The sequence below is a fragment of the Niallia endozanthoxylica genome (assembly GCF_008710145.1).
GTDB lineage: Bacteria > Bacillota > Bacilli > Bacillales > Cytobacillaceae > Bacillus_BD > Bacillus_BD endozanthoxylica.
In genome coordinates this window covers 173,507-199,395 of sequence record NZ_VYKL01000013.1, presented here as the reverse complement: position 1 = coordinate 199,395, position 25,889 = coordinate 173,507, and the positions used below count along the sequence as shown (strand labels likewise).

General features: G+C 36.6%; 21 protein-coding genes and 1 tRNA gene. 6 read left to right on the top strand and 16 right to left on the bottom strand.

Annotation, left to right across the window (positions count from 1 at the left end):
• Positions 1–343: 343 nt before the first annotated feature.
• Positions 344–415 (top strand) — tRNA-Val (locus F4V44_RS06380).
• Positions 416–536: 121 nt separating this feature from the next.
• Here F4V44_RS06380 and F4V44_RS06375 read toward each other — a convergent pair.
• From F4V44_RS06375 to F4V44_RS06360, 4 genes are all read right to left on the bottom strand, one after another.
• Complete coding sequence (locus F4V44_RS06375; RefSeq protein WP_150439158.1) at positions 537–1,397, bottom strand: class II fructose-bisphosphate aldolase; 861 nt, start codon at positions 1,395–1,397, stop codon at positions 537–539.
• A gap of 101 nt (positions 1,398–1,498) precedes the next feature.
• Positions 1,499–2,458: a 6-phosphofructokinase gene (gene pfkA, locus F4V44_RS06370; protein ID WP_150439157.1), complete on the bottom strand. Its 960-nt coding sequence runs from the start codon at positions 2,456–2,458 to the stop codon at positions 1,499–1,501.
• Positions 2,459–2,485: 27 nt separating this feature from the next.
• The gene (gene ptsP, locus F4V44_RS06365; RefSeq protein ID WP_150439156.1) at positions 2,486–4,213 is read right to left on the bottom strand and encodes a phosphoenolpyruvate--protein phosphotransferase; all 1,728 of its coding nucleotides are present in this window, start codon (positions 4,211–4,213) and stop codon (positions 2,486–2,488) included.
• On the bottom strand, positions 4,213–4,479 hold the full coding sequence (locus tag F4V44_RS06360) for a phosphocarrier protein HPr (RefSeq protein ID WP_317978305.1): 267 nt from the start codon (positions 4,477–4,479) through the stop codon (positions 4,213–4,215). The genes ptsP and F4V44_RS06360 overlap by 1 nt, the downstream gene beginning before the upstream one ends.
• A 329-nt stretch (positions 4,480–4,808) precedes the next feature.
• Between F4V44_RS06360 and F4V44_RS06355 the strand changes: the two genes are divergently transcribed.
• A complete protein-coding gene (locus tag F4V44_RS06355; RefSeq protein WP_150439155.1) occupies positions 4,809–5,009 on the top strand; it encodes a hypothetical protein in 201 nt (66 codons plus the stop codon).
• Between the two features lie 553 nt (positions 5,010–5,562).
• Here F4V44_RS06355 and pdxR read toward each other — a convergent pair.
• The 6 genes from pdxR to citZ form a co-directional block, all read right to left on the bottom strand.
• Positions 5,563–6,993, bottom strand: a complete 1,431-nt coding sequence (gene pdxR, locus F4V44_RS06350; RefSeq protein ID WP_150439154.1) for a MocR-like pyridoxine biosynthesis transcription factor PdxR — start codon at positions 6,991–6,993, stop codon at positions 5,563–5,565.
• A 591-nt stretch (positions 6,994–7,584) separates the two neighbouring features.
• Positions 7,585–8,235 carry an adenylate kinase gene (locus tag F4V44_RS06340; protein ID WP_150439152.1) on the bottom strand — a complete coding sequence of 217 codons (651 nt, stop codon included), beginning with the start codon at positions 8,233–8,235 and terminating at the stop codon, positions 7,585–7,587.
• A 167-nt stretch (positions 8,236–8,402) separates the two neighbouring features.
• Entirely contained in the window at positions 8,403–9,557 is a 1,155-nt protein-coding gene (locus tag F4V44_RS06335; protein WP_150439151.1) for an RNA-guided endonuclease InsQ/TnpB family protein, read from the bottom strand.
• 457 nt (positions 9,558–10,014) lie between these two features.
• Positions 10,015–10,167 carry a hypothetical protein gene (locus F4V44_RS27265; RefSeq protein ID WP_191090591.1) on the bottom strand — a complete coding sequence of 51 codons (153 nt, stop codon included), beginning with the start codon at positions 10,165–10,167 and terminating at the stop codon, positions 10,015–10,017.
• A 31-nt stretch (positions 10,168–10,198) separates the two neighbouring features.
• On the bottom strand, positions 10,199–10,810 hold the full coding sequence (locus F4V44_RS06330; RefSeq protein WP_150439150.1) for an acetate uptake transporter: 612 nt from the start codon (positions 10,808–10,810) through the stop codon (positions 10,199–10,201).
• Positions 10,811–10,848: 38 nt separating this feature from the next.
• Complete coding sequence (gene citZ, locus F4V44_RS06325; RefSeq protein ID WP_150439149.1) at positions 10,849–11,988, bottom strand: citrate synthase; 1,140 nt, start codon at positions 11,986–11,988, stop codon at positions 10,849–10,851.
• Between the two features lie 236 nt (positions 11,989–12,224).
• Between citZ and F4V44_RS06320 the strand changes: the two genes are divergently transcribed.
• From F4V44_RS06320 to pflA, 3 genes are all read left to right on the top strand, one after another.
• Positions 12,225–12,878, top strand: a complete 654-nt coding sequence (locus F4V44_RS06320) for a LytTR family DNA-binding domain-containing protein (RefSeq protein WP_150439148.1) — start codon at positions 12,225–12,227, stop codon at positions 12,876–12,878.
• A gap of 216 nt (positions 12,879–13,094) precedes the next feature.
• Positions 13,095–15,371, top strand: a complete 2,277-nt coding sequence (gene pflB, locus F4V44_RS06315) for a formate C-acetyltransferase (RefSeq protein WP_150439147.1) — start codon at positions 13,095–13,097, stop codon at positions 15,369–15,371.
• Positions 15,372–15,464: 93 nt separating this feature from the next.
• Positions 15,465–16,205, top strand: coding sequence for a pyruvate formate-lyase-activating protein (pflA, locus tag F4V44_RS06310; protein WP_150439146.1), 741 nt, complete (start codon positions 15,465–15,467; stop codon positions 16,203–16,205).
• A 73-nt stretch (positions 16,206–16,278) separates the two neighbouring features.
• Here the strand turns inward: pflA and F4V44_RS06305 are convergent, their stop codons facing one another.
• From F4V44_RS06305 to F4V44_RS06290, 4 genes are all read right to left on the bottom strand, one after another.
• Positions 16,279–17,643 (bottom strand): amino acid permease, encoded by a 1,365-nt coding sequence (locus F4V44_RS06305; RefSeq protein ID WP_150439145.1) that lies wholly within the window; start codon positions 17,641–17,643, stop codon positions 16,279–16,281.
• Positions 17,644–17,890: 247 nt separating this feature from the next.
• The gene (locus F4V44_RS06300) at positions 17,891–19,042 is read right to left on the bottom strand and encodes an anti-sigma-I factor RsgI family protein (protein WP_150439144.1); all 1,152 of its coding nucleotides are present in this window, start codon (positions 19,040–19,042) and stop codon (positions 17,891–17,893) included.
• Complete coding sequence (gene sigI, locus F4V44_RS06295) at positions 19,039–19,782, bottom strand: RNA polymerase sigma factor SigI (RefSeq protein ID WP_150439143.1); 744 nt, start codon at positions 19,780–19,782, stop codon at positions 19,039–19,041. The genes F4V44_RS06300 and sigI overlap by 4 nt, the downstream gene beginning before the upstream one ends.
• A gap of 63 nt (positions 19,783–19,845) precedes the next feature.
• Complete coding sequence (locus tag F4V44_RS06290) at positions 19,846–21,015, bottom strand: DUF5667 domain-containing protein (RefSeq protein ID WP_150439142.1); 1,170 nt, start codon at positions 21,013–21,015, stop codon at positions 19,846–19,848.
• 251 nt (positions 21,016–21,266) lie between these two features.
• Between F4V44_RS06290 and F4V44_RS06285 the strand changes: the two genes are divergently transcribed.
• Positions 21,267–22,490 (top strand): MFS transporter, encoded by a 1,224-nt coding sequence (locus F4V44_RS06285; protein WP_191090590.1) that lies wholly within the window; start codon positions 21,267–21,269, stop codon positions 22,488–22,490.
• 92 nt (positions 22,491–22,582) lie between these two features.
• Here the strand turns inward: F4V44_RS06285 and F4V44_RS06280 are convergent, their stop codons facing one another.
• A complete protein-coding gene (locus F4V44_RS06280; protein WP_150439140.1) occupies positions 22,583–23,737 on the bottom strand; it encodes a mannitol-1-phosphate 5-dehydrogenase in 1,155 nt (384 codons plus the stop codon).
• Positions 23,738–23,745: 8 nt separating this feature from the next.
• Positions 23,746–25,839: a BglG family transcription antiterminator gene (locus F4V44_RS06275; protein WP_191090589.1), complete on the bottom strand. Its 2,094-nt coding sequence runs from the start codon at positions 25,837–25,839 to the stop codon at positions 23,746–23,748.
• Positions 25,840–25,889: the final 50 nt, after the last annotated feature.

Below are 25,889 nucleotides of genomic sequence, written 5' to 3'. Positions count from 1 at the left end.
TATACAACCGATGGCCTTTTTTGATCCAAATCTGTTGAGTGGAATAAGTACTTAATTTATCCTTATTTTCCATTTTCTCACCCCCTCTGTTTCTATTATACAAAACATATGTTCTGTATTCAAACTATGTAAAAAAATAAAATTAAATTTTTTCTTAAAACCGTCCATTCACCTCACCGCTTAATTTTCTAACGAAAATTTGAAGCGGGAGTCCTCTGGGCATAAATGATAGAAAACAATTAAACTTAACCGATTTCTTATTGACAAAAATGTATATTTATCATATATTATTAATTGTCGATACTAAAGTGGTATATCATTAAAAAGAAAAATATTTTATAACGATCCGATAGTTCAGTGGGAGAATACATCCTTGACAGGGATGGGGTCGGGGGTTCGAATCCCTCTCGGATCATCAAAAGCACTTTCAATTGAAAGTGCTTTTTTTGTTTAACTTCCTATCTCTATTTTTTAGGCGTTGATAAACACCTTAACGAGCAAACAAACAGAGCAGCCATCAAGACTGCTCTGTTCTATTATACAGCTTTACCAGAAGAACCAAATTCACGCATTTTGCCAATCACCGTTGCTTTAATGGCTTCACGGCCTGGTCCGACCACTTTACGTGGATCGTATACTTCAGAATCTCCATTTAATACTTCACGAACCGTTTTCGTAAATTCAATCTGATTTTCTGTATTTACGTTAATTTTTGCTGTCCCTAAGGAGATGGATTTTTTGATTTGATCCGTTGGGATACCCGTTCCACCATGTAAAACTAACGGCAGTCCAATCGTTTGACAAATCTCTTCCATTTCTTGAAAACCTAAGTTTGGCTCTCCTTTATAAGGCCCATGAACAGAACCTAATGCTGGAGCTAGACAATCAATCCCAGTAAGCCTCACCAACTGCTCACATTCCTTTGGATCGGCATAAATAACACCCTCCGCAATGACATCGTCTTCCTGCCCGCCTACGGTTCCTAATTCAGCTTCAACGGATACACCGCGTTCATGTGCATATTCAACTACTTGTTTTGTAATCTTTACATTTTCTTCAAATGGATGATGAGAAGCATCAATCATAACGGAAGTAAATCCGACATCAATGGCAGCTTTACACTTTTCAAAGCTAGAACCGTGATCCAAATGGATGGCTACTGGAACTGTGATATTCATTTCTTCCACAAGTGCTTTTACCATAGCTGTTACAACAGAAAAACCGCCCATATAACGAGCTGCACCTTCAGAAACTCCAAGGATGACTGGTGATTTTTCTTCTTCAGCAGCGGATAAAATAGCTTGTGTCCACTCAAGGTTATTGATGTTAAACTGACCAACCGCGTACCCTTCCTTTAATGCATTGTTTAACATTTCTTTCATTGAAACTAAGCCCATCATTGTTCCTCCCAAAATATGTATTTTAATTTAAACCTTTTTTATTAATGGAAGATGAATGTAACAATCACTCATCTTCCATATAAAGCTCTCGAGCTAACTTAAATAGAGAGCTCTTTTGATAATGTTAATAGATTCATATCCACAGTATGGGCTTCTCCTAAAATATCAGCAATATCATTATCTATTACTTGATTATTCTTCATCCCAACTGCTCTTCCGCCCTTACCTTTTAGCAAAAGCTCAACTGCACGTGCACCAAGACGACTTGCAAGTACACGATCAAAGGCAGTCGGAGACCCACCTCGCTGAATATGCCCTAAAATAGAAACACGAGTATCAAAATCAGTCCGCTCTTTAATTTGTTTTCCAAATTCAACACCGCTTGCCACACCTTCAGCAACGATGATGATACTATGTTTCTTACCACGCTCTTGCGATTTTATTAATCTTTGACAAATATCATTCATGTCATAGTTATCTTCAGGAATAAGAATGGTTTCTGCTCCACCCGCAAGCCCGGACCATAGTGCAAGATCACCTGCATTACGCCCCATCACTTCAATAACAAACGCACGTTCATGGGACTGCGCTGTATCTCTTATCTTATCAACGGCTTCAATAACTGTATTTAAAGCGGTATCGAAGCCAATAGTATACTGTGTTCCAGGAATATCGTTGTCAATCGTCCCAGGTACACCTACACAAGGGAAGCCAAGCTCAGTCAGAGCCTTTGCCCCTCGGTAGGACCCATCTCCACCAATCACAACTAACCCTTCAATACCAGCTAACTTTAACTGCTCAATCCCTTTTAATTGACCTTCTTTTGTTTTAAACTCTTCACATCTTGCTGAGAGAAGCATCGTACCGCCACGATGAATAATATCTCCGACAGACCCTAGCTCAAGTTTTTCAATGTTTCCATTCATTAAACCTGAATATCCTCCATAAACCCCGTACACTTCTACATCATGGTAAATGGCTTTTCGAACAACCGCTCTTACTGCCGCATTCATTCCAGGTGCATCTCCGCCGCTTGTTAAAACACCTATTCGTTTCATTAATTTCACTCCAAAACACGTTTTATCTTACATGCTTACTACTTTTTCTGACAAGGCTTTTACTGCCTCAATAACTTCATCTGTTGTACTCATTTGCAATGCTTTTTCAGCTAATTCTTCCATTTCCATTTTAGAAAGACGGAGTATTTGCGAACGTGCTTTTAAGATAGATGTAGCACTCATAGAGAACTCATCAAGACCTAAACCAAGTAATAATGGGATAGCTGTTTCGTCTCCTGCCATTTCCCCGCACATTCCGGCCCATTTGCCTTCTTTATGGGCTGCATCAATCACCATCTTTACCAATCGTAAAATAGCAGGGCTGTATGGTTGATAAAGATAGGAAACCCGTTCATTCATACGGTCGGCAGCCATTGTATATTGGATTAAATCATTTGTTCCGATACTAAAGAAATCTACTTCTTTTGCAAATTGATCAGCCATTATGGCAGTTGAAGGAATTTCGACCATAATTCCCAGTTCAATATTATCTGAAATGTTGACTCCTTCACTCACCAACTTTTGCTTTTCCTCTTCTAAAATAGCCTTGGCTGCACGGAATTCATCTAAATTCGCAATCATTGGAAACATAATTTTTAAATTCCCGTAAGAACTTGCCCGTAATAATGCACGCAATTGTGTACGGAATAAATCCTGCTCTTCAAGACAGAGACGAATCGCACGGAATCCAAGGAAAGGGTTCATTTCTTTTGGTAGATTTAAATACGGCAGCTCTTTGTCTCCGCCAATATCAAGAGTTCTTACAACAACAGGCTTTCCGTTCATCCCTTCAAGAACAGCCTTATAGGATTCGAACTGCTCTTCTTCTGACGGCAGTTCATTACGGCCCATATATAGAAATTCTGTTCGGTATAAACCAATACCCTCGCCGCCATTGTTAATAACCCCTTCTAAATCATTAGGCGTTCCAATATTAGCTGCTAATTCAACGTGATGACCATCAGCCGAAACTGTTTTTTCATTTACCAATTTAGCCCACTCTGCCTTTTGTTCTTCGTAGCAGATCTGTTCTTCTTCATATCGAGCGATTATTTCTAGTGTTGGATTGACATGAACTTCACCCTTTAAACCATCCACAATGATAAAATCCCCATGCTGAATATCCACTGTTGCTGTTTTCGTTCCAACAACAGCTGGGATTTCCATTGAACGCGCCATGATAGCAGAATGAGAAGTGCGTCCGCCAATATTGGTTGTAAAACCTTTAACAAATTGACGATTTAATTGGGCGGTATCAGACGGTGTTAAATCTTCCGCCACAATAATAGTCTCTTCTGAAATCATACTTGGGTTCACTAATTGAATACCAAGTAAATGAGAAAGAACGCGTTTCGTCACATCTCGAATGTCAGCAGCACGTTCTTTCATATAATCATTGTCCATTTGTTCGAACAAAGAGATAAACATATCTGCAACTTCCTTAAGAGCATGTTCCGCATTTACCTTTTCTGTTTTGATTTTATCTTCAATTGGTGAAATTAGTTCTGGATCACTTAAAACAAGCAAGTGCGCCTCAAATATGGCTGCTTTATCCGCACCAAGTTCTACGTTTGCCTTTTCGCGAATAGCGTCTAGCTCTGCTTTAGATGTGCTTAACGCTGTTTGAAACCTTTCCACTTCCCAGGCAGTGTCCTCAATTGCTTTTTTTTCAAACGAAAGATCTGGTTCAACTAAACGATAGGCTTTAGCCATTGCAATCCCGCTTGAAGCAGCTATTCCCTTTAAAAAACTCATTATTTTGCCAACCCCTCTTTATGTAATAAATTCTGCAAGGCATTCAATGCCTCTTGCTCATCTTCACCAACTACACTGACCTTAATTTCAGCACCTTGTCCAATTCCTAATGACATAACACCCATGATTGACTTTAAATCAACTGTTCTTTCTTTGAACTCAAGATGGATATCGGAATCAAACCGACTTGCCAATCCTACTATTACGGTTGCTGGTCTTGCATGAATGCCTGATTTTGCTGTGATTGTAAATGTTTTTTCCATCACCTTTATTCGAATCCTTTCCCCATTTATTAATCATATGGACTCATTTTGTCCCACAAGGACTATTTTTGTCCCTTTAAAGCAAAAAAAATAAACATTTATTGTGATTCCTATTTTAACAAGGTTAATCTAATCTTTCAACAAGTTTCAGAATTATATGTATAGAATAGGTCAATTTATCTAATATGACTGCTTTTCTCTTAGTTTACATATACTTATAATTTAAATAAATAATGGCTAATTACATGAATAATTATTTTCTTGATAAGTATCATAAAGAAGGATAATATATCCTTTATGTCGAATAATGTAGATATAAAGGAGATGAACACATGAAGGAATATACATCAGACAACTTGCAACAAATAATTGGGGAACTAGCTGATTCTGTTAGTCAATTAGAAAACAAAACATATATAAATGACAAAGACATTGGCACAACACTCATGGCTTTAATTTCTGTCTTAAGCGAAAAAGGCTACATTACAGTTGATGAAGTAGAAAAAGAGAAAAAGAAATTTCTAAACGATTAAGGTATATATATCCAACTTATTAAGTCGACATAGAAATTCTTTTTCTATCATGTATGGGTAGTAAACATGGTTCTTCCACTAAATATTTGACTCATCCGTGTGAAAAGTCCTTTTCACACGCCTTTCAGTTCCGCTGAAAGGTTGCGATATGATCATGAAACGGGAGGAGAAAACCAGTTTTCTCCTCCCGTTTCATGACCATATCGCTTAGATGAGTCAAATATCCACTAGTATATGTCGAAATATTAAAAAGGACATATATAGAATGAAGACATCCTTACGTCTAGCACCTTTGCATCATTCACAAAAAAACCGACTTCAGATATGTCGGTTTTTTTATTTTATTCGTTTAGCTCAGATTTTTTGCTAGATTTCCATTCAAGCCCGCTTGAAATACAACCCATACTGACTATAAGTAAAATAACGTAAAGTGTATTATGTAACCAATTTGGCATATAGGATACCTCCGACAACCTATTCTATTTTCTATATTAAAGAATTTCACAAATTAATAACCTATCCAGTTAAACAGTTTTTTATTATTCATTGGGTTTTAAAGAGAATGAAGTGCTTCTGCAAACCTTTTTATTCCTTCATGGATTGATTCTTCATTTTCCCTTGCAAAAGTAAAGCGGACAAATCCCTTTTTAGAACCCAACGTTATACCTGGAGCATAAATCATACCTCTTTTAATTGACTCCTCTAGTAAATGGTTTTCATTAAAGTCTTTTTTGATCCTGCACCATAGATGAATCCCCCCGTTTGGGATAGAAAATTCAACTAAATCCCTTAAGTAAAACAGAAGGCTGGTAACCATTTGATTTCTTCGTTTTTCTAATTCTTTTACTAATCTTTGCATATGAGAATAAAAATTTTCAGATTCTAAAAAATCATTTGCAATCCATTGGGTAAAGCTGGAATGACCGAAGTCTATCTGCTGTTTTGCATCTGATAATCGTTCTATCACTAGTTTTGGTCCAATAATCCAGCCAATTCTTAACCCGGAAGCAACAATTTTTGATAATGAACTGATATAAAGTACATTTCCATGGGCATCCATCGATTTAAGGGTAGAGACTTTTTCTCTTGTAAAAGACATTAAACTATATGGATCGTCTTCCACTACCGGAATCCCCTGTTCAGAAGATATTTCTAAAATCGCTTTTCGTTTACTTTTATTTAGTGAGGACCCCGTTGGATTTTGAAAGGTTGGATTTAAAAATATCATTTTAATTCGATGTTTTTTATGTAATGACAGCAGGTCCTCAGGGTTGATACCATCCTTATCAACTGATAAAGGATAGGTTCTTATCCCCGCCGATTTAAAAATTGGCAGATTATAATTATACGAAGGATCTTCTATAGCAACTGCATCTCCCGACTTCAACAAGCATTGAACGACTAAATGCAAGGCTTGCTGTGCGCCAGATGTAATAAGGATGGAAGAAGGAGTCGTTTCAATTCTTCTGTATTGCTCGACATGCTTAGTAAGAGTATTCCTTAATATTGCGCTTCCCTGCGGATGATCGTACCCTAAGCTTCCAATAAAGGATCTAGACGAAGTAATCTCTCTTAAGTCGTTCATCGGAAATAAATCTTCCGACAATTCCCCGCTAGCTAGATTAATTATTTTATGCTCAACCGCTTCTTTTCGTATCCTTTGGGTTACAGGTAAATTAGGCAAAAAGGATCCCGCCTCGATATACCGATTCCAGCTTGGAACCCGTTTCTTCGTAATTCCCCATATGTCTTTGCTAATAGTCGTTCCGCTTCCGCGATTTCTTTGAATGAGCCCATTTGATTCCAATTCGTCATATGCTGCAACTACTGTGCTTCTGTTTATTTCCAGCTCCTTCGCTAAATACCTTTCAGACGGTAATGGCTTATCAGGCGGGAACGTACCATCTGCTATTCCATTTTCAATATACTCAGCAATTTGTTTATAAATAGCTTTTTTTGCCTTTCGATCTGGTTTCCAATCCATATGTAACAGTCCTTATTTTTTATCAGTCCATTTTAACCTGTTAAGATTTCAATAAAATAATTATTATCATTATTAAAATACTAAGTCTATAATAATCTATTTCATTTAAGAGAAGAACCTAATATATACACCGAGAGCAATTAAGCATAAAACAATAATAATTACATAAATTAAAGTTAAATTTGTGAAATTTCTTTTCGTTGAGCTACTATAATTCGCGTCGCCTTTACCTGCGACTAATAGTGTAGATACTACAGCTATTATTATAGTTATAATTACTAAAACTAATAAAACGTTCATGTAACCCTCCTCCTACACACCGCATAAATTGAATAAGTAACAAGATACTTAATGAACTTCTAGGTTAGTTATAATAATTATTAAAAAACTGATTCTTCTAAGTACTATAATTATAAAATAGTTGCAATGATAAATAACCATCCACTTTTTATTGAAATTAGCCATCCACTTTTTATTGCGTAGTTTTTCTAATATTATAACATTTTATCATACTACTGAATAAACAGTAAAAGAGCCAATCTGAAAAACAGACTGACTCTTTTACTATTAAAATATTTATCCCCATACCGATTAAGAGGTTTGACTAAGGACAGCTTCAATATCCTTAAATACTATATCAATCGGCTTTGCACCTTCGATATTTCGCAAATACCCTTTTTCCTGATAAAACTCAAGAAGAGGCTGCTGCTGGTCAATATTTACTTTCAGACGTGTTCCGACCGTTTTTTCATTGTCATCATCACGCTGATATAGTTCCCCGCTGCACTTATCGCATTCCCCTTCAACCTTCGGTGGATTAAAAATCAAATGGTAGGTTGCGCCGCAATTACGACAAATCCGGCGGCCGGTTAATCTCGCCAGCAACTCTGCTGGATCAACAAGGATATGTAATACATGGTCAATGCTTCTTCCCAGTTCTGCAAGGATTTGTTCAAGAGCTTCCGCTTGAGAAATGGTTCTCGGGAAACCATCTAATAGAAAACCTTTTAAGCAGTCCTCTTTATTTAGGCGTTCGCGAACAATTCCTATGGTTACTTCATCCGGCACAAGCTCACCAGCATCCATAAATTCCTTAGCTTTTTTGCCTAGCGGTGTACCTTCCTTTATAGCTCCACGAAACATATCTCCAGTAGATATGTGTGGAATATCATACTTTTTAATAATTTGCTCTGCTTGTGTTCCTTTACCTGCCCCAGGAAGTCCCATTAATATTAGATTCACTTATTCTCTCTGCTACTAAAAACATAGACAAATGTATTCATCTATCTACGCTAGACCATTTCCTGCTTCTACGTGTTCCGCCTGGCCAAAAACTAGCTACTACGGTTGGTCTAACACTCCACAGGCGTGAATTCGGATGTAGCCCACCCTACATATATACAGATTATTTAGGTTAATACGGTATATTCTGTTGCATATTTCAGATTTAAACTGGCATTGAAATCCCGATCTAATTCTGCGTCACAGTTATCACATCTAAAGATTCGCTCGGATAAGCTAAGCTTGACTTTCTTATGTCCACAGCAAGAACATAGCTTAGAAGATGGATAGAACCTATCCACTTGTCTCAGTTCTATTCCATTTTGTTTACACTTTGCTATAAGCCACTCTTTTAAGTAGGAAAAATTCTGTTGTGCCACCGCTTTTGATAGATGCCGATTTTTCATCATGCCTTTTACATTTAAATCCTCGATAGTGATATGAGCTGGTTTGGTTTTTACCAACCGATTCACCACAGATCGAATATACTCATGTCTGATATTGGCTAGTCTAGCGTGCAGTTTTTGAACTTTTATCAGTTGCTTCTGCCTGTTTTTAGCGCAGAATTCACCTCTCTTTCGATGTTTATTTAATTCATAACTACGACTCAGTTTCCTTTGCTGCCTTTTTAAATTCTTTTCCAGTTTCTTGACCTTCTGTGTTTGATTGATATTTTTAAAGGTTTCATGATGACTGCATGTAGCGAAGTCTGTCACCCCTAAATCAACCCCTATTCCGTCATGAATAGGGACCTGAACCTCTTGTTTTTGTTCCACCTCGCACAAAACAGAGAGATAGTATCGATGGGCTTTTTGCGACACCGTACAACTGGAAACCTTTGCGTTAGATGGAATATAACCATATTCCTTTAATTGAACCCACCCAAGGGTAGGAATCTTGATTCGGTGACGCTCCACTAACAAATCGGTTGGATTATTCTTGGGAAAATAGGCTTTCACCTCTTGATGTTTCTTTTTCTTAAACTTCGGAAACTTGGCTCTTCCTTTGAAAAAGTTTTTAAAGGCTTGATCTCCATTCATAATGGACTTCTTCACCGCTTTACTAGATACCTCTTTAATCCAGAAATCCGTTTGTTTCGTGTGAACACGATTCAACCACTTGGAAAAATCATAGCCTGATAAGTGCTTGCCTGTGTCTTTATAGTGTTTTTGCGCAGTAGTAAGATATAAATTGTAAACATAACGACAAACACCGATGGTTTGATGGACTTTTTGTTGCTGTTTTTCATTTAAAAGAATTTCTGTCTTATATGCTTTTTTCATGATCATCCCCTCCTTTATATTCACCTATTTTATAGTTCTATTTTACTATAAAATACAAGGAAGAGGATGGAATAGTTATCAGAAAAGGACATAAATAGACAGGTTAGATGGATGGATGCCTAAACGATAAAGCAGAATTATAAATGGAAGAAAGAATTAAACCAATTATGTTAAGTATATTTGGTCACTTTTGTATCTATTTGTATACATTTTTAACTACTGTTTCACAACTCCTTTTAATATTGGTTAGTGGTCAAATGGCCTTTGGTATATACAGACATAATGATTCAAAATGAACCACTTTTGTATGTATATATCAAAGGCCATTTATTTAACATGATAAAATAATAGAGCAACTTCGACTTTGGTAGAGTGAATTTAGCTGTATTGATTTAATCATAATAATGAATCACGAGATTATACTGCGTTTTGAAAGCAAATAGACCATACTGGTGTTTCAGTGATGAGTACATTCATGTAGTAATGATTCTGCCAGGCGTTTATTGTTTGAGTAACCATATAATTTCCATCCATTGGCTATTTGGTCCATGACTTGATCGAAATTCTCACAAATGATTTCCTCTTCTTGACAATACAGAACATAAAACATAAAAGTACCTCCTCTGATAGATTTTGGAAGATTAAGCACTTTTGCCAAAACGTTCTACTTGTTTCTTTTTGAATGTCCCAGTAGGAAGAATGTCTTTTTCGAATAATGGATTTAAGACACCCGCAGCGGATGCATACCAGGCGGAAAAAGCAGTTGCTAATCCAAAGTATCCTGCTATTGGGCCGGAAATGACCCCAAATTCAGTTAAATCCAACAAGATAAAGGTAATCAATAACAATGTAAAAACAAGATTTAATGCTGTGCTGATGCGGAAAGTTCCAATCCACATATAGAAGGTGAAGATTGTCCAAGCAACCAAAAATATGCCGAGAGCAATATTCATGTCTTCACCAAAGTTTAAAACACCAGTCAATTCCAGGTATATCATAGAAGACAACGATATCCAAAACGCACCGTAGGATGTGAACGCGGTAGCTCCAAATGTATTATCCTTTTTAAATTCCCACATACCTGCCAACAGCTGCGCCAAACCTCCATAGAATAAGCCTAATGTTAAAAATACATCACCAACAGTGTCTGGAAGAAGCCCCGCATTTTTACAGCTTAATACAAATGTTGTTAAAGCAAATGCGGCTAACCCTAATGGACCAGGATCTGCAATCAAAACCTTCTTTTCATTCATAATCTTCTACCCCTCACAATAAAATTCCTTCTTGTTAATTAGGCAATTACATCTTTTGATTCGTCACGTTCATGAACAGGTATATAGGTTTGATTTTTAAGACCGACATATTCTGCCCGCGGACGGATTAGCCGGTTATTCTCGTACTGTTCCAAAATATGAGCAATCCAGCCGGAGACGCGGCTGATGGCAAAAATAGGTGTAAACAAATCAGGTTGAATTCCTAAGCTGTGATAAACAGATGCCGAATAGAAGTCCACATTCGGAAGCAGTCCTTTTTCCTTTGTAACTATTTTCTCGATAGCAAGCGACATATAATACCATTTCTCTTCACCTGTTACCTTTGCAAGCTGTTTCGACATTTCCCGTAAATGTTTTGCACGCGGATCGCCTGTTTTATAGACACGGTGGCCAAAGCCCATTATTTTTTCTTTATTTTCAAAGGCTCTGTGTAGGCAATGCTCGACCTGTGTAATGTCACCAATATCAACCAGCATTTTCATCACACGCTCATTTGCTCCTCCATGAAGCGGTCCTTTTAACGCACCTAGTGCGGCTGTAACGCCAGAATACATGTCAGATAATGTAGCAACGCAAACGCGGGCCGTAAAGGTTGATGCGTTTAATTCATGATCTGCATGAAGAATGAGCGCTTTATTAAATGCCTTTTCAGAGATTTCATCCGGAATTCTCCCACTCATCATATATAAAAAGTTAGCTGCAAAGCTTAAATCTTCTTTTGGCCTAAGCGGCTCTTTTTCCTCACTGATACGAGAATAAGCCGCAACAATTGAAACTAATTTCCCTTGCAGTCGCAGCGCCTTTCGATAGTTAGCACTTTCAGTCATTTGATTGGCTTCTTCATCATATATGGCAAGTGCCGATACACCATTCATTAAGATTGACATGGGATGAGCATTTTCTTTTGAAAGATTTTTAATAATGTCTAGTACTTCATTTGGGAGGTAAGCGTTTTCAATTAATTCACTTTTAAAGTCAGCCAACTGCTGAGAGGTAGGAAGCTTATTAAACCAAAGCAGATAAATGACTTCTTCAAATTGAGCATAGTCTGTAAGGTCATCCACATTGTATCCTCGATAGGTTAATACATCATCAATAATAGAACTCACAGAAGATGTGGTTGCAATAACTCCCTCTAATCCCTTTGCTTGTACCATATAATCCCCTCTTCCATATTCATTTTCCTTTAAAGGCTGTCACACATGTGTTTAAGGAAAAACAACTAATATACAATACATGCTTTACTTGATTTTGATTATATAACACGACTTTTTAATTGTCCGAAAATTTGGATAAAACGTTTTATCTGATGATGAAAGGAATTATATGGATACGAAACTGGGAATCAGTTATAATTTAATTAATATTACAAAAAGGGAGAAAATTCTGCAAAATGAATAATATAAACATTTATAAATTCATAAAAGATTGGGTTCCACCAGAAGCCTCTATTGCCTTTGCAGATAAGAATCAATATTTAGATTACCAGTCAGGTATACATGATATCCGAATCCGACCTGGACAACCTATTCCTTCAGGCAGTATTTCGGAACGTGTTTTTCAGCAAAGAAGCCGGATTGAATCATTGGTGAATGAATCTGTTTTCGGTATTCCATATTACGGAATTGGCTATCCCATAGAAGAAGATAATGGTTTTATTGGTGCATTAACAGTCATTCTTCCTCCCTTGTATGCATTAAACAGTAAAACGCCAACTTATTCCTTTATAACTGGGAAGCATGAAGAAATTTGGAATCCAATTCCCATTGACCAGATTGCTTACATTGAAAGCAATCAAAAGAAAACCTGGCTTTATACAAAGAACGGTCAATATAGTACCATTCAGACCTTAAGAGTTCTCGAACAGCGATTGCCAAGTTCTTTTCTTCGTATACATCGATCCTATATCGTAAATATTTCATTTATACAACAGTTGTATCGGGACGTATCTTCCAATTTATTAATAAAACTAAAAATCCCTGACAGCCCTGAACTGACCGTCAGTCAGACCTATGTACAGACTGTACGGCGAATTCTTGAGTTTTGATTAAATGGTCACTCAAAATAATCTATTCTATATTCAAATAAAATGCCGCAGCTCTTTTATATTTAGAGTTTGCGGCATTTTGTTTTGGAAAATAATCCCTTAGCTAATAATTACCTTTTTAGAATCGTCAAGAGCGGTAACAATACCAACTATATGATTAACACCAAGTAACAAAACAATTTTCATGCGAGAATAAATACATGAGGTGACTAATAAATGAATCAATGGAAAGGGTTTAAAAATGGTGTTTGGCAAAGAGAAATTAATGTACGTGATTTTATAATCCATAATTATAGAGAATATCTTGGCGATGACTCCTTCTTAGAGGGTCCAACAGATGCAACAAAAACACTTTGGGATCAAGTAATGGAATTAACTAAACAAGAACGTGATAAAGGCGGAGTTCTTGATATGGACACAGATGTGGTTTCCTCTATTACCTCTCACGGTCCGGGTTATTTAAATAAAGAGTTAGAGAAAATTGTTGGATTCCAAACAGACAAGCCCTTCAAACGTTCATTCCAGCCCTATGGCGGTATTCGAATGGCCATACAGGCATGTGAAACATACGGCTATACACCAAGTAAAGAACTGGACAAAATTTTTACAGAATATCGAAAAACCCATAATCAAGGTGTGTTTGATGCATACACCGATGAAATGAGACTTGCCCGTAAAACAGGAATTATAACAGGTTTGCCTGACGCATATGGACGTGGACGTATTATCGGCGATTATCGGCGCGTTGCCCTTTATGGAATTGACTTCCTAATTGCTGAAAAGAAAAAGAATCTTGCCAATACAAGCAATGTTATGAGTGAGCACACCATTCGGCTTCGCGAGGAATTGTCAGAGCAAATCCGGGCGTTGCATGAAATCAAACAGCTCGGTGAACTATACGGCTTTGACCTATCTAAACCTGCTTCAAATGCACATGAGGCATTCCAATGGTTATATCTTGGTTATTTGGCTGCCATTAAAGAACAAAATGGTGCTGCCATGAGCTTAGGGCGGACATCTACATTCCTTGACATTTATATCGAAAGAGATTTGCAAAACGGTGCTTTAACAGAAAAAGAGGCACAGGAGTTAGTCGACCATTTTGTTATGAAGCTACGGCTAGTCAAATTTGCCCGTACACCTGATTATAACGATCTTTTCAGCGGAGACCCTACATGGGTAACAGAATCAATTGGTGGAATGGCTTTAGAAGGACGATCACTTGTTACCAAAAACTCCTTTCGCTTCCTATACACGTTAGAAAACCTTGGCCCTGCACCAGAACCAAATTTGACAGTACTTTGGTCCAAGAAACTTCCTGAAAATTTCAAACTATTCTGTGCTAAAATGTCGATTCAATCAAGTGCCATTCAATATGAAAATGATGATATCATGCTGCCGCATTATGGCGATGATTATGGGATTGCCTGCTGTGTTTCCGCCATGAGAATCGGTAAACAAATGCAATTCTTCGGTGCTCGAGCAAACCTTGCCAAAACCTTGTTATATGCAATCAACGGAGGGATAGATGAAAAATTAAAAATCCAGGCTGCCCCTAAATTTGCACCGATTACTGATGAATATTTAGAGTATGATGTGGTTATTGAAAGATTGGAGCAAATGATGGAATGGCTGGCAGGTCTGTACATCAATACTCTGAACGTAATTCACTATATGCATGATAAATACAGCTATGAACGCAGTGAAATGGCTCTGCATGATACCGAAATTATTCGGACAATGGCAGCAGGAATTGCCGGATTAAGTGTTGCTGTTGATTCACTGAGTGCTATAAAGTATGCAAAGGTAAAAGTAATTCGTGATGAAAACGGAGTGGCTGTTGATTTTGAAACAGAAGGCGACTTCCCTAAATATGGAAACAACGATGACCGAGTGGATAGTATTGCTGTTTTGCTTGTTCAAAAATTCATGAATATGCTGCGCAAACATCCAACCTACCGAAACTCGATTCATACACAATCAATCCTAACAATCACTTCAAATGTTGTTTATGGCAAGAAAACAGGAAATACACCAGACGGCCGTCGTGCCGGTGAACCTTTTGCTCCTGGTGCTAATCCAATGCACGGACGCGATACAAAAGGCGCCCTTGCATCCTTATCCTCCGTAGCAAAAATATCATATGAAGACTCATTAGATGGAATTTCCAATACCTTCTCAATTGTTCCAAAAGCATTAGGAAAGGATGAGGAATCACGTAATCGTAACCTTGTTTCTATTCTTGATGGTTATGTGATGAAAAAAGGACATCACTTAAACATTAATGTATTTAATCGTGAAACACTATTAGATGCAATGGAGCATCCTGAAAATTATCCTCAATTGACAATCCGGGTTTCAGGATATGCAGTAAACTTTATTAAATTAACAAGAGAGCAGCAATTAGACGTCATTAATCGGACGTTCCATGAAAGTCTGTCAGATATCGGTGCGCAGCCAACAGGAAATTACGAGGTTTCTACCGTTCAATAATTTGTTAACAGAAAAGATAAAATTCTACTGAGAGCAGAAGATTTGAACAATTCTTATTAAAAGTCTGAAACGGAAGGGAGGCACGCAAAGAATATGAAAGGAAATATTCATTCGATTGAAACATTTGGTACCGTTGACGGCCCTGGAATTAGATATGTTATTTTTACACAAGGCTGTCTTCTTCGCTGCCAATTTTGCCATAATGCAGATACGTGGGAAATAGGAACAGGAAAAGAAATAACGGTAGAAGAAATTATGCAGGATTTAACCTCCTATCTTCCATTTATTGAAGCATCCGGCGGAGGAATTACTGTCAGCGGCGGTGAACCATTGTTGCAGCTACCTTTCCTAATTGAATTATTTAAGGAATGTAAACAGATAGGAGTGCATACGGCCATTGATTCTTCTGGCGGCTGTTACTCTTCATCGCAGACTTTTCAGGAACAATTACAGGAAGTAATTAAGTACACTGACTTAATATTATTGGATTTAAAGCATATCAATCGTCAAAAGCATATTAAGTTAACAGGTATGGCAAATGATCATATTATTCAATTTGCTCGATTTTTATCTGACCATCAAGTTCCCGTTTGGATTCGCCATGTTTTGGTTCCATCTATTACAAATGATGAAAAGGATTTACACGAGCTTGGAGAGTTTATTGGTTCATTAAAAAATGTTAAAAAAGTAGAAGTGCTGCCTTATCATAAACTGGGCGTTTATAAATGGGAGGCGCTTGGTTTAGACTATCCTCTCAAGGATATACAACCGCCCAGTGATGAAGAAGTCGAGAAAGCATACCAAATTCTTACCAAAAACGTTACTTATATGTAATTGAAAAAGTGTCAGGCACCACAAAAAGATCAAAATTAAATTTTGTCTTTTTGTGGTGCCTGACACCGATTGGTTATGCTACAGAAGAAACACGTTTATCTTTCTTTTCCTTTTTAATGATAAAAGACACAATAATTAATACGGTTAAAACTGAAAGGCATACTGCTGTACCAATGATATTTTGTACATTAAAAATAAAAGCGATAAATATACCAGTTAAAGCTATGGCTGCAAATATGGTTGTGTACGGGAACCACTTTACATGGAAAGCCGGAAGCTGTGCATATTGTTTACGTAGCTTCAATTGAGCTAAACAAATGCTAATCCAAAGTAATAACACAGTAAATCCTGGTATGGACATTAAGTAGCCAATAACTTGGTCTGGAGTTAGATAAGCTAAAAATACTCCTACTAAAATAAATGAAGTCGTTAAAATAATTCCATTTAACGGAACTCCCTTTTTTGAAATAAAGGAAAAGGCCTTCGGTGCTTCACCATTTTGCGCCATTGTATATAGTGTTCTCGATGTAGCATAGATACCGGAGTTAGCAGCTGATAAAACGGCTGTTAATAGAACAAAATTCATGACATGAGCTGCACCGGGAATTCCTGATAAGGTAAATACTTGAACAAAGGGACTGTCAGCTGAGCTTACTTCGTTCCAAGGGATAATCCCACAGATAATTAGAATAGGCAAAATGTAGAATAGAATAACCCTTACCACAGTTCCTTTGATGATCTTCGGTATGACTTTTTCACTATCCTTTGTCTCTGTGACAGCAATACCAATTAATTCAGCACCGCCATACGAAAACATAACAACTAAAAATGCACTCAGCATTCCGCCCATTCCATTTGGAAAGAATCCGCCATGTGCTGTGTAATTTGAAAATGAAGCGTCAGTCGTATTTGGTAAAATATTGAATAAAATTAATGCTCCCAAAATAATAAAAGCAGTTAACGTAATGATTTTAATACTTGCAAACCAAAACTCCATTTCTCCATAATGTTTTACTTGAAATAAATTGATTCCAATAATTATTGCGGCGCAAAGTACACTTAATAGCCATAACGGGATAGATGGGAACCAGTACTGCAAAAAACTTCCTGCAGCTATTAATTCTACAATCGTTACGATAAGCCAGTTAATCCAGTACAACCATCCAACAATAAAGGATGATTGAAAGCCAAAAGCCTTATTAATGAGATTTTGAACATTAGAATTGGGGTAAACTGTTGCCATTTCTCCTAAAGCTGCCATTACAATAAACAGCAACAGTCCGCCAATTAAATACGCTACGACAACACTTGGTCCAGCCATATTCAAAGTATTCGAGCTTCCCATAAAAATTCCTGTACCAATCATACCGGCTAAAGCAATAAATTGAACATGCCTTGGCAGCAAGCCTCTTTGTAAATTAGGTTGATTTTCACTCATGCTGTTCACACCTTACTTTTTATATCTTAAACTTTTGCTTTTATCAGAATAATATAATCCTTTTTTAATTAGACGCTTTTTAGCTTTCTAGCTTTTGCGCATTAAAGTATATCACTATATTAATATACCATATTATAAATGAGAGTCAAATTAATAATAGTGTGAATTGGACAAATTCTTTAGTATTTACTTTTACAAAAAACCACTAATTCCAGTTTTGAATTAGCGGCTCTTTAGTTAATCATTATTAATTTTTTTCGTTATGCTGGTTGTCCTTTTGTTTACCTTGATTGTTGTTATTCCCATCATTATTATTGTTGTTGTTGTTGTTGTTGTTGTTGTTGTTGTTGCCGTTGTTGTTGTTGCCGTTGTTACTGTTATTCGGTTGTTTTGTTTTTCCAGCATTGTTTTCTATAGGTTCTGGTTTCTTTTCTTTCTCAGAAGGATGAGCTCTGTCCGGTCCTTTTACTTTCTCATTTAGAGCAGGCTCGTTTAGGTTATTATCCTTCTTTGCTTGTCCTGGAGGTGATAAAGGCTTGCTTTCTATCGCAGGTTCAACTATTTTATCCTTCGGTGATACAACAGATGGATGAATTTTCTGTGGTGCCTCCGCTTCTTCTTGTACATCTTCCGCTGATGGAGGTTCAACAACTGCTGGTTGTTCTTCTTTCGGTTGGCTTTCCTCTACCTGCTTCTCACTTTGGTTCTTCTTATTTGTTGATTCTTTCTTATTTACTTTCACCAATGCTTCTTTATATTCCCCGATAGTTACACCTTTATCTTGTGCTTTTTCTCTATCTTCTGTCGTTCCTTCAATAACTGTAAGATCAAGATGCTCCTCTTGAATAACTTCTTGCACATCTGCCCATTTCCCCTTCCATTGCGGATCATCAATAGGCATGGATTCCGCTTTATAGACCATTCCAACAACGATTTCGTGTTGATTTTTTAAATACCCCTGCCGTTCTATTTCTGCAATAATGGCCTTTGTTACCACATCAATATCCTTCCTTTTCCACCCGCGAAGTTGATTCACAATCTTTTCTCCATCTTTATTATATGGAATTAGTTCGATTACCTCATAATCCTTATTTAACGCCAATTCAACACTTGGGTTTATATCAATAGATAAATAAGCATACACTTGATTATTTTGATAGAAAGGAATAAAGGAAACTAGTAAAAGAAGACATGCAATCAAAGCAGCCACAGTCTTTCCTTTGAAATGGCGAAAAATAGCTAGACTTTTTTTCTGCTCTTCTTGTCCAGCTGGAAAAAAGTCTATTTCTTGACCGATTTGATAGTCTTTATTAAGCTTATTAGCACGTAAAAATTCACCTTCCGGGGTTAAAATAGTGATAAAACGTTCATTTATTTCCATAACAATCCCTTTTTTCACGTTTCCACAACCCCTTTAATATAATCCTTTAGATAAACAAAATCACCAATCAAAATAAGTGATATAGCAATAATATATTTACGGTTTCGTTCTATTGTTTTTCTGCTAACGGATACAAGACTTTCCAACTGCTTAATTGGAAGTTGCTTTTTGTTCAGCAAATGATTAGAAAGCTCTTCATTATCAGCAACTACCTTCGCTACCAGAATGGCACTTTTTCTTGCATCAGCATGTTTAGGGGACTGCTCAAGTAAATCTTGAAACGTAAGGTTAAATTGCTGGAGCATCCGCGTAAAGAGGAGTATTTCTTCTTTACGTAATTGCTCGTCTATTTGGATGTTATATTCTTTAATAGACAGCTCAGCATCAATAGAAGTAATTTCTGAATCTTTTTCATGTTGACTGCCTAAACCCAAACTAAGCTCGTTGTGTTTGGCTTGAGATCGGATGTAATCAATGACTCTTCGTTTAATAATGACCTCAGCAAAGCTGATTAATGAACTGCCTTTATCAGATGAATACCTTTCAATCGCCTCATGAAATGCAATAAGACCAATACTAAATTCATCGTCAGATTCATAAATATATCTTTTACAAACAGAAGAGACTGTTTTTGCAACAAATGGTTTATAGGTCTCAATCAGTTCATTTTGTAATGTCAAATCGCCCTGTTGAATTCGTTTTATTTTTTCTTCCAGGGTTTTTTTTCGTTTTCTAGACACCAACAATAAACCTAGCATCGCCTCACCTCAAATCAGTAAACCATTATAGCATATAAAATAGACTTACATCAGTGAGTTTTTTTATTGCTGGTTGGCGTCTTTTTGACCATTTCCCTTACCATTTTCTTTTGCAGCCTTCTTTTCTTCTTTAACAGCTTGTTTTTCTGCTTTAGCTTCTGCCTTAGCTTCTTGCTTTTCTTGTTTTAGTTCTACTTTTTCTGCTTTCCTTTGCTCTTTTACTTCCACTTTAACCTCTGCTGCCGGCTGACTAGGAGGTTGAGGAGCAGGAACAGGGGTAGAGGCAGTTTGTTTAAGTTCTGCAGTGTTAATAGGCGCCTCCACTGTGCCTGTTATATTTTCTTCTACAACTGGTGCTACTGTTTCTAGTTCTTTTCTCATCTCTGTTGGTGTAAGGGTACCTGCCGTTTGGTTATGTTCAACGGTCATTTCTTCGTCTACAAATACAGTTTCTTCATCAAGCGTTACATTCGATTCACCAGCTTTTTTCTTTTTATTCTTTTTCTCTTCCATTTTCTCTAGCTTCTTGGCTAACTTAGCGTAACTTTTATCAATATTTTTTTGCAGAGATGCTTTTGCAATAGGGTTTTTCACCTTTCCCATCGCTGCTGTTAGAGCAACAATATTTTGTGCCATTAAATTCTCTGTTTCTATTATTGTTTCATCTGGTTCAGAAGTCTTATCTGCAGAATTTTCATCGTCAACGACAGCTTCTGCATCTTCTGCTTCAGTCTGTTTTTCAATTTCTTCCTTAGTTGCGTCTTCCTCAGGTGCTTCTTCTATCATTTTCTCTGTACTTTGAATATTCTCAAGCGCTTTTTCAATGGTTTCAATTGCTTTGTCTTCATCACCCTGGGCAAAAAGCGCCTCAGCCTCAGCCAAACGCTCCGAAGCAAATTCAGCTAATAATTTTGCTTCCTCTGTATCATCAAAAGTTAAAGCAAGTTGGATCTTTTCCAAAACAATTTTTAGAAAATAGAAGAAATCACCTGGTACAAGCGATGGAATTTGCCCAGTAGTATTTTCCTGCTCATCTTTTGAATTAACGACTGGTTCGGTAGTATCAACTTCTTCTGAAGGTACATTATCTTCGTTCTCCTCCATCACAACCTGAAGATCAATAGGTTGACTATCTGTCTCTTCTGCCAATACAGCAGGTGTTGAGAATAAGAATGTTCCTGTCAGCATCATAGCCATTCCACTTTTAGCAATTTTCTTTGTTGAGTGCTTCATTATGTCCACCTCAAATATTATTTTTGTCTTTCTCTAAAACATTCGAAAATATTGAGGTGTTTTTTGAGGGTAATAGAAAAATAAATATTTTAATATAGTATAACTAAAATAATATAAAAAATTTCCCACAACATTTTGTACAAAGATGTAAAAAACTAATGTTCAACATAAACTATATGAGTTTGAATTTTACAAATAGTATGAATTCATCCATAATGGTGATATTACCATGCGATGAAAGGAGTATAGTGATGGAACAAACAAAGAGTCTTGAATTGCAAAATATGAATCGAATTACTTTTATACTCTTTTGGACTGGTTTAGTTGTCTTATGTTCGTTATATGCAACAATCCCTTTATTGCCTGTTTTCGCTTCAACTTTTAACCTAACTGCTAATCAGGCTGCTTGGGCAGGAAGTATATTTTCGATTTTTTTTGCTGCAGGCTGCTTATTTGTTGGAGTCCTCTCAGATCGATATGGTCGTAAAAATGTAATGATTGTTGGGTTAGTTTGTTTTTCATTCGTTACGTTTCTAGTCGGGTTATCAAATAACTACAGCAGTCTGCTTGTTTTAAGAGCTATCCAAGGAGTTGCCGCTGCAACTTTTTCACCGGTTGCCCTTACCTACGTAGGAATGATGTATCCTCAAGCAAAGCGAGTTACCACCATTGGTATAATCAGCTCGGGCTTTTTAATCGCAGGAATTGTCGGGCAGCTAGTCAGCTCGTTTCTTGAGTCGGTCTTTAATTGGAATGCTGTATTTCTAATTTTAAGCGTCATCTATTTCATTACAACAATTCTATTGATTATTATTTTACCGAATGATGAAATCATTGAAGGCAATAATAACTTTTTAGCTGTCATTAAAAAATTCAAAATACCATTTACACAAAAGAAGCTTATTCTATGTAACATGATTGCGATAATGATTTTGCTTTCATTTGTCGGTATGTATACGGCATTAGGGAATTACTTAAATACTAGTTATGGCTTTAATGATCAAGAGATTTTCTATGTTCGCGCGGCAGGGATTGCCGGCATGATTCTATCCCCTTTTACTGGAAAATTCGTACAAAGGTTTGGGATGAAAAAAGTATTAATTAGCGGGCTCATTTCTTCCATTATAGGATTATTAGTAATGGGTCTCATCCAACAATTATGGCTGATGATCATAATGAGTATTCTCTTTGTCTGCGGCATTGCCGTTGTTGTTCCTTCTATGCTTTCTTTAGTGGGGCAGTTTGGAGGAAATGAAAAAGGAATTGCCACTTCTATCTATACCTTCATCTTATTTATTGGAGCGAGTATTGGCCCGCTATTAGCGACTTGGATATTAAAAACAGGAATGCTCACACTGCCATTTATTGTATTTGGCTGTATTTTGGCAACAGGCCTATTGATTACTATCGCGATTTTTTCAGCCGAGAAAAAGACCAGCATGGCACAGATAAATTCCCAATCGTTTGATGCATAAGATAAAAGTCCTTCATCAATTGATGAAGGACTTTTATCGTTTTTTAAAAGGATATGTACACTTTCACCTTCTTTTTAAACCTTCCTGTTCCGCTATTTCCGATATTCAGCCTTTAAGCTTTCATATTTTTCTACAATGGTTTGAACAGCTTCGTCTGTCTCATTTAAAAGACTGAGTTCATTCAATACATATGTAATACCATGTTCTTGAATCATTTTTTGCAATTGGGCTGCCTCTGGATCCTCTCCGACATCAAACAATAAGCAGGCAGCGATTGCACTGGCAAGATTTTGATAAGACAATCCTAATTTTTTCGCCTCCACTAACGGCTTAACTAACCGATCTTCAGCTCCAAGCTTACGAATAGGAGAACGGCCGACACGAGTTACATCATCATGAAGGTGTTGATTTTGAAAACGCCCTAAAATCTTCTTAATATATTTTTGGTGCTCTGCTTCATCCAATTCGTAGCGTTTTATTAAATAGGCACCAGTTTCTTCAATCGTAGCTTTTACTTTCTCATAAATGGATGGATCATTTAATGTTTGGTCGATCGTTTCTTTACCATCTAAATAACCAAAATAGGCGGTTACTGCATGACCCGTATTCACTGTAAAAAGCTTACGTTCTATAAATGGTGCCAAATCGGCTACCTTCGTCATTCCTTCTACAGTTGGAATATCCTCTATTGTTTCTACAACCCACTCAAAATAGGGCTCAACTAAGACATCTAAAGAATTTTTATTGTCCTGAATCGGTACAATTCGGTCAACTGCTGAATTAAAGAAGTGGACAGTACCTTCTATTTTATTCGTTGCATCGTCGTCCATTGCTTTTAGAATATGACCCTTTAATATATCTGTAGCTGAAATTTGATTTTCGCAGGCAATGACATAGACTTTTTCATTTGAAGAGTCAAGTCTTCCCTTTAAACCTTTAGCAATTAACGGAGCAATATGCGGAAGAATATTTGGACCAATGGCAGTAGTAATATATGTTGCCTCTTCAATCGCTTTAATGACTGCTTCTTCCTGCTTCATATTATTTAGACCTAAGACATTTTGGATTTCTGTAACTTTTGGTTGATCTTCTGCTGTTTTTACTTTATATGCTTTTTCTTCGTTCAGTCTGGAAATAATTTCATCTGCAATATCTACGAATGTAACATGGTATCCTGATTGTGAAAATAATGCACCAATAAAACCTCTACCAATATTCCCAGCACCGAAATGTACAACCTTTTTCATAAATAAAGTCATTCCTTTACAAATTTATTTTGCAAAAAATTATAAAACGTATCTTCCAGCTTCGACCGAATGATTGTTTCATTAGCCGATGAAAAAATCAAGATTGCTTTTTTATCTTCGACAATTATAGAACTAACCATGCTTATTATTTCCAATTGAATCTGTGTTAACTTTTCAGGTGCAAGCAAAAGAAGGATATTATGGACATCCATCTGATGACCATCCATACCCATCAAACGATAGGGAGACTCTAAATGAGCAATATGGAAGGTTGTTTCCATGACTCCTTCATGGCGGCAGTGAAAAAGCGCCAAATTTGTATCAGGAATCCCCAACCCCCCTTTTGTCTCTCTTGCCATCAGCTGTTCAAACACACCGTCAGTGTTTGAAATTAACTCTTGCTCCGAACATCGCTCAACCATTTCCTTGATAAAAACCTTATAGTTATGATTATTATTAGATCGATAAACAGATAAATTCCGTAATAGAGTTCGAATGCTACTTTGGACCTCATCTACCTCCTGCATGAATTGGTCTAACGACTTTTCTTTCTTCTTATTAGATTTATTTGTTGTGTCCTGGTGAGAGTTACTTGTTTGCTTTGTGAATTTTTGAATATGATTACTAAAATAATCATAAATGGCTTCTATATCTCTTTCATACAATAAAGGATTGACAAAGACATATTCCAGATTCTCCTGCATAGGTAATATAACAGTTGAAATAATAACCCCATATTGACCTAGATTTTTCATCTTAATGTCTTTTATTGAAGCAATTTCCGTTTCTGTAATCTCCGGAACTTCTTTCTTAATCCGGCTTGCAAGCATTTTTGAAGTACCAATACCAGTCGGACAAACTATTAAGGCACGAACCTGAATTTCTTCTTTTCGTAACTCTAAAGCAGATCCGAAATGTAAAACAATGTAAGCCATCTCATCATCAGTAAATTCAATATTATTGAATTCCTTTGCTACACTTTTACTGACAGCCAAAAACAACAAAGGATAATTCTTTTTAATTTCTTCAGTAAGTGGATTAAATGAGCTTAACCCTTTTCTGAGCCGGAAAATGGAGGGCTCCATGTGAGCCATTAAGCCTTGGAATAAAGAAAAGTCTGATGTTAAATCACTATTCATTTGTTCAGATACTTGTTGAATAACTTTCTTTAGGGACCTGCCAATTAGGACACTATCATAATTCGTATAGTCCGCTTCATGTACTTTAGAACCTTTTAAAACCATTACAAGAAAAGCAATTTCAATATCGCTCAGCCGAACGGAAAAATTTTGATAGATATCCAAGCTGATATCTTTAATTAATTGAAACTCTTCAGCGGGTCTTAAATACTCTAAATCGATTTCATTCTCTGAAAGAGAAAAACCCTTTTCAATCCTTTGTAAAGAAATACAGATATGAATTAAAAATGTAATATAATCGCTGTCAGCCAGCTTCGTTTGAAGATTTTTTATTCTTTCGTACACTACCTCATCAATTATTTTTAAATAGGAGGTTTTAAAATAATAAAGAATTCGCTCCTTTTCTATTTGATTATTGGCAAGGAGTATCAAGCTTTCTATTAGTTCATTATTGAAATAAATTAGGTAAAAATTGACTAAAGCCTTTCGAATTTTCCCTTCTGCTCCTTTTAATTCAACTCCAACTCCTCTTTTTCTATCAAGTTCTATTCCAAAGTCCTGAAGCCACTGGGCTAATTCGTCTAAATCTGTTCCCAATGTAGTAATTGAAATGGAAAGATCTTTTGCTAATGGAGCTAATTTCACAGGATCATTTGACTCTACTATTTTGATAAAGGACAGGAGTCTTCTCTCCTCTAATGAAAGATCTTGAGGCTTAACTTTAGTAAGCTCCTGAATCAGGCGGTAAATATTCTGATTAGACCCTTTAATTGATAATCCATTATCATTTGATTTTTCAAGCTGTAATTCGAATGATTCTAGAATAGTCTCTATATTCTTCAAGTCACGGTGAATGGTTCTCACACTTACATGAAGAAAATCCGCAAAGGATAAAGCTGTATGCTTCCCACTTTTTTTGATTAATAATTCCAAAATAGCCTTCTCTCTTGCAGTTATCAGCATAGACATCAGCTCTTTTCGGTCGTATGTAAAAAGTATCTATAAATAGGGAT

Excerpts from the sequence above, each read along its gene's own strand:
- sigI (WP_150439143.1), bottom strand. The coding sequence starts at position 19,782 with ATGCTAGGTTTATTGTTGGTGTCTAGAAAACGAAAAAAAACCCTGGAA.
- F4V44_RS06330 (WP_150439150.1), bottom strand. The coding sequence starts at position 10,810 with ATGAATGAAAAGAAGGTTTTGATTGCAGATCCTGGTCCATTAGGGTTA.
- F4V44_RS06335 (WP_150439151.1), bottom strand. The coding sequence starts at position 9,557 with ATGAAAAAAGCATATAAGACAGAAATTCTTTTAAATGAAAAACAGCAA.
- F4V44_RS06285 (WP_191090590.1), top strand. The coding sequence starts at position 21,267 with ATGGAACAAACAAAGAGTCTTGAATTGCAAAATATGAATCGAATTACT.
- F4V44_RS06280 (WP_150439140.1), bottom strand. The coding sequence starts at position 23,737 with ATGAAAAAGGTTGTACATTTCGGTGCTGGGAATATTGGTAGAGGTTTT.
- ptsP (WP_150439156.1), bottom strand. The coding sequence starts at position 4,213 with ATGAGTTTTTTAAAGGGAATAGCTGCTTCAAGCGGGATTGCAATGGCT.
- F4V44_RS06305 (WP_150439145.1), bottom strand. The coding sequence starts at position 17,643 with ATGAGTGAAAATCAACCTAATTTACAAAGAGGCTTGCTGCCAAGGCAT.
- pflB (WP_150439147.1), top strand. The coding sequence starts at position 13,095 with ATGAATCAATGGAAAGGGTTTAAAAATGGTGTTTGGCAAAGAGAAATT.
- pflA (WP_150439146.1), top strand. The coding sequence starts at position 15,465 with ATGAAAGGAAATATTCATTCGATTGAAACATTTGGTACCGTTGACGGC.
- pfkA (WP_150439157.1), bottom strand. The coding sequence starts at position 2,458 with ATGAAACGAATAGGTGTTTTAACAAGCGGCGGAGATGCACCTGGAATG.
- F4V44_RS27265 (WP_191090591.1), bottom strand. The coding sequence starts at position 10,167 with ATGTTTTATGTTCTGTATTGTCAAGAAGAGGAAATCATTTGTGAGAAT.
- F4V44_RS06290 (WP_150439142.1), bottom strand. The coding sequence starts at position 21,015 with ATGAAGCACTCAACAAAGAAAATTGCTAAAAGTGGAATGGCTATGATG.
- F4V44_RS06375 (WP_150439158.1), bottom strand. The coding sequence starts at position 1,397 with ATGGGCTTAGTTTCAATGAAAGAAATGTTAAACAATGCATTAAAGGAA.
- F4V44_RS06275 (WP_191090589.1), bottom strand. The coding sequence starts at position 25,839 with ATGCTGATAACTGCAAGAGAGAAGGCTATTTTGGAATTATTAATCAAA.
- F4V44_RS06355 (WP_150439155.1), top strand. The coding sequence starts at position 4,809 with ATGAAGGAATATACATCAGACAACTTGCAACAAATAATTGGGGAACTA.
- citZ (WP_150439149.1), bottom strand. The coding sequence starts at position 11,988 with ATGGTACAAGCAAAGGGATTAGAGGGAGTTATTGCAACCACATCTTCT.
- pdxR (WP_150439154.1), bottom strand. The coding sequence starts at position 6,993 with ATGGATTGGAAACCAGATCGAAAGGCAAAAAAAGCTATTTATAAACAA.
- F4V44_RS06320 (WP_150439148.1), top strand. The coding sequence starts at position 12,225 with ATGAATAATATAAACATTTATAAATTCATAAAAGATTGGGTTCCACCA.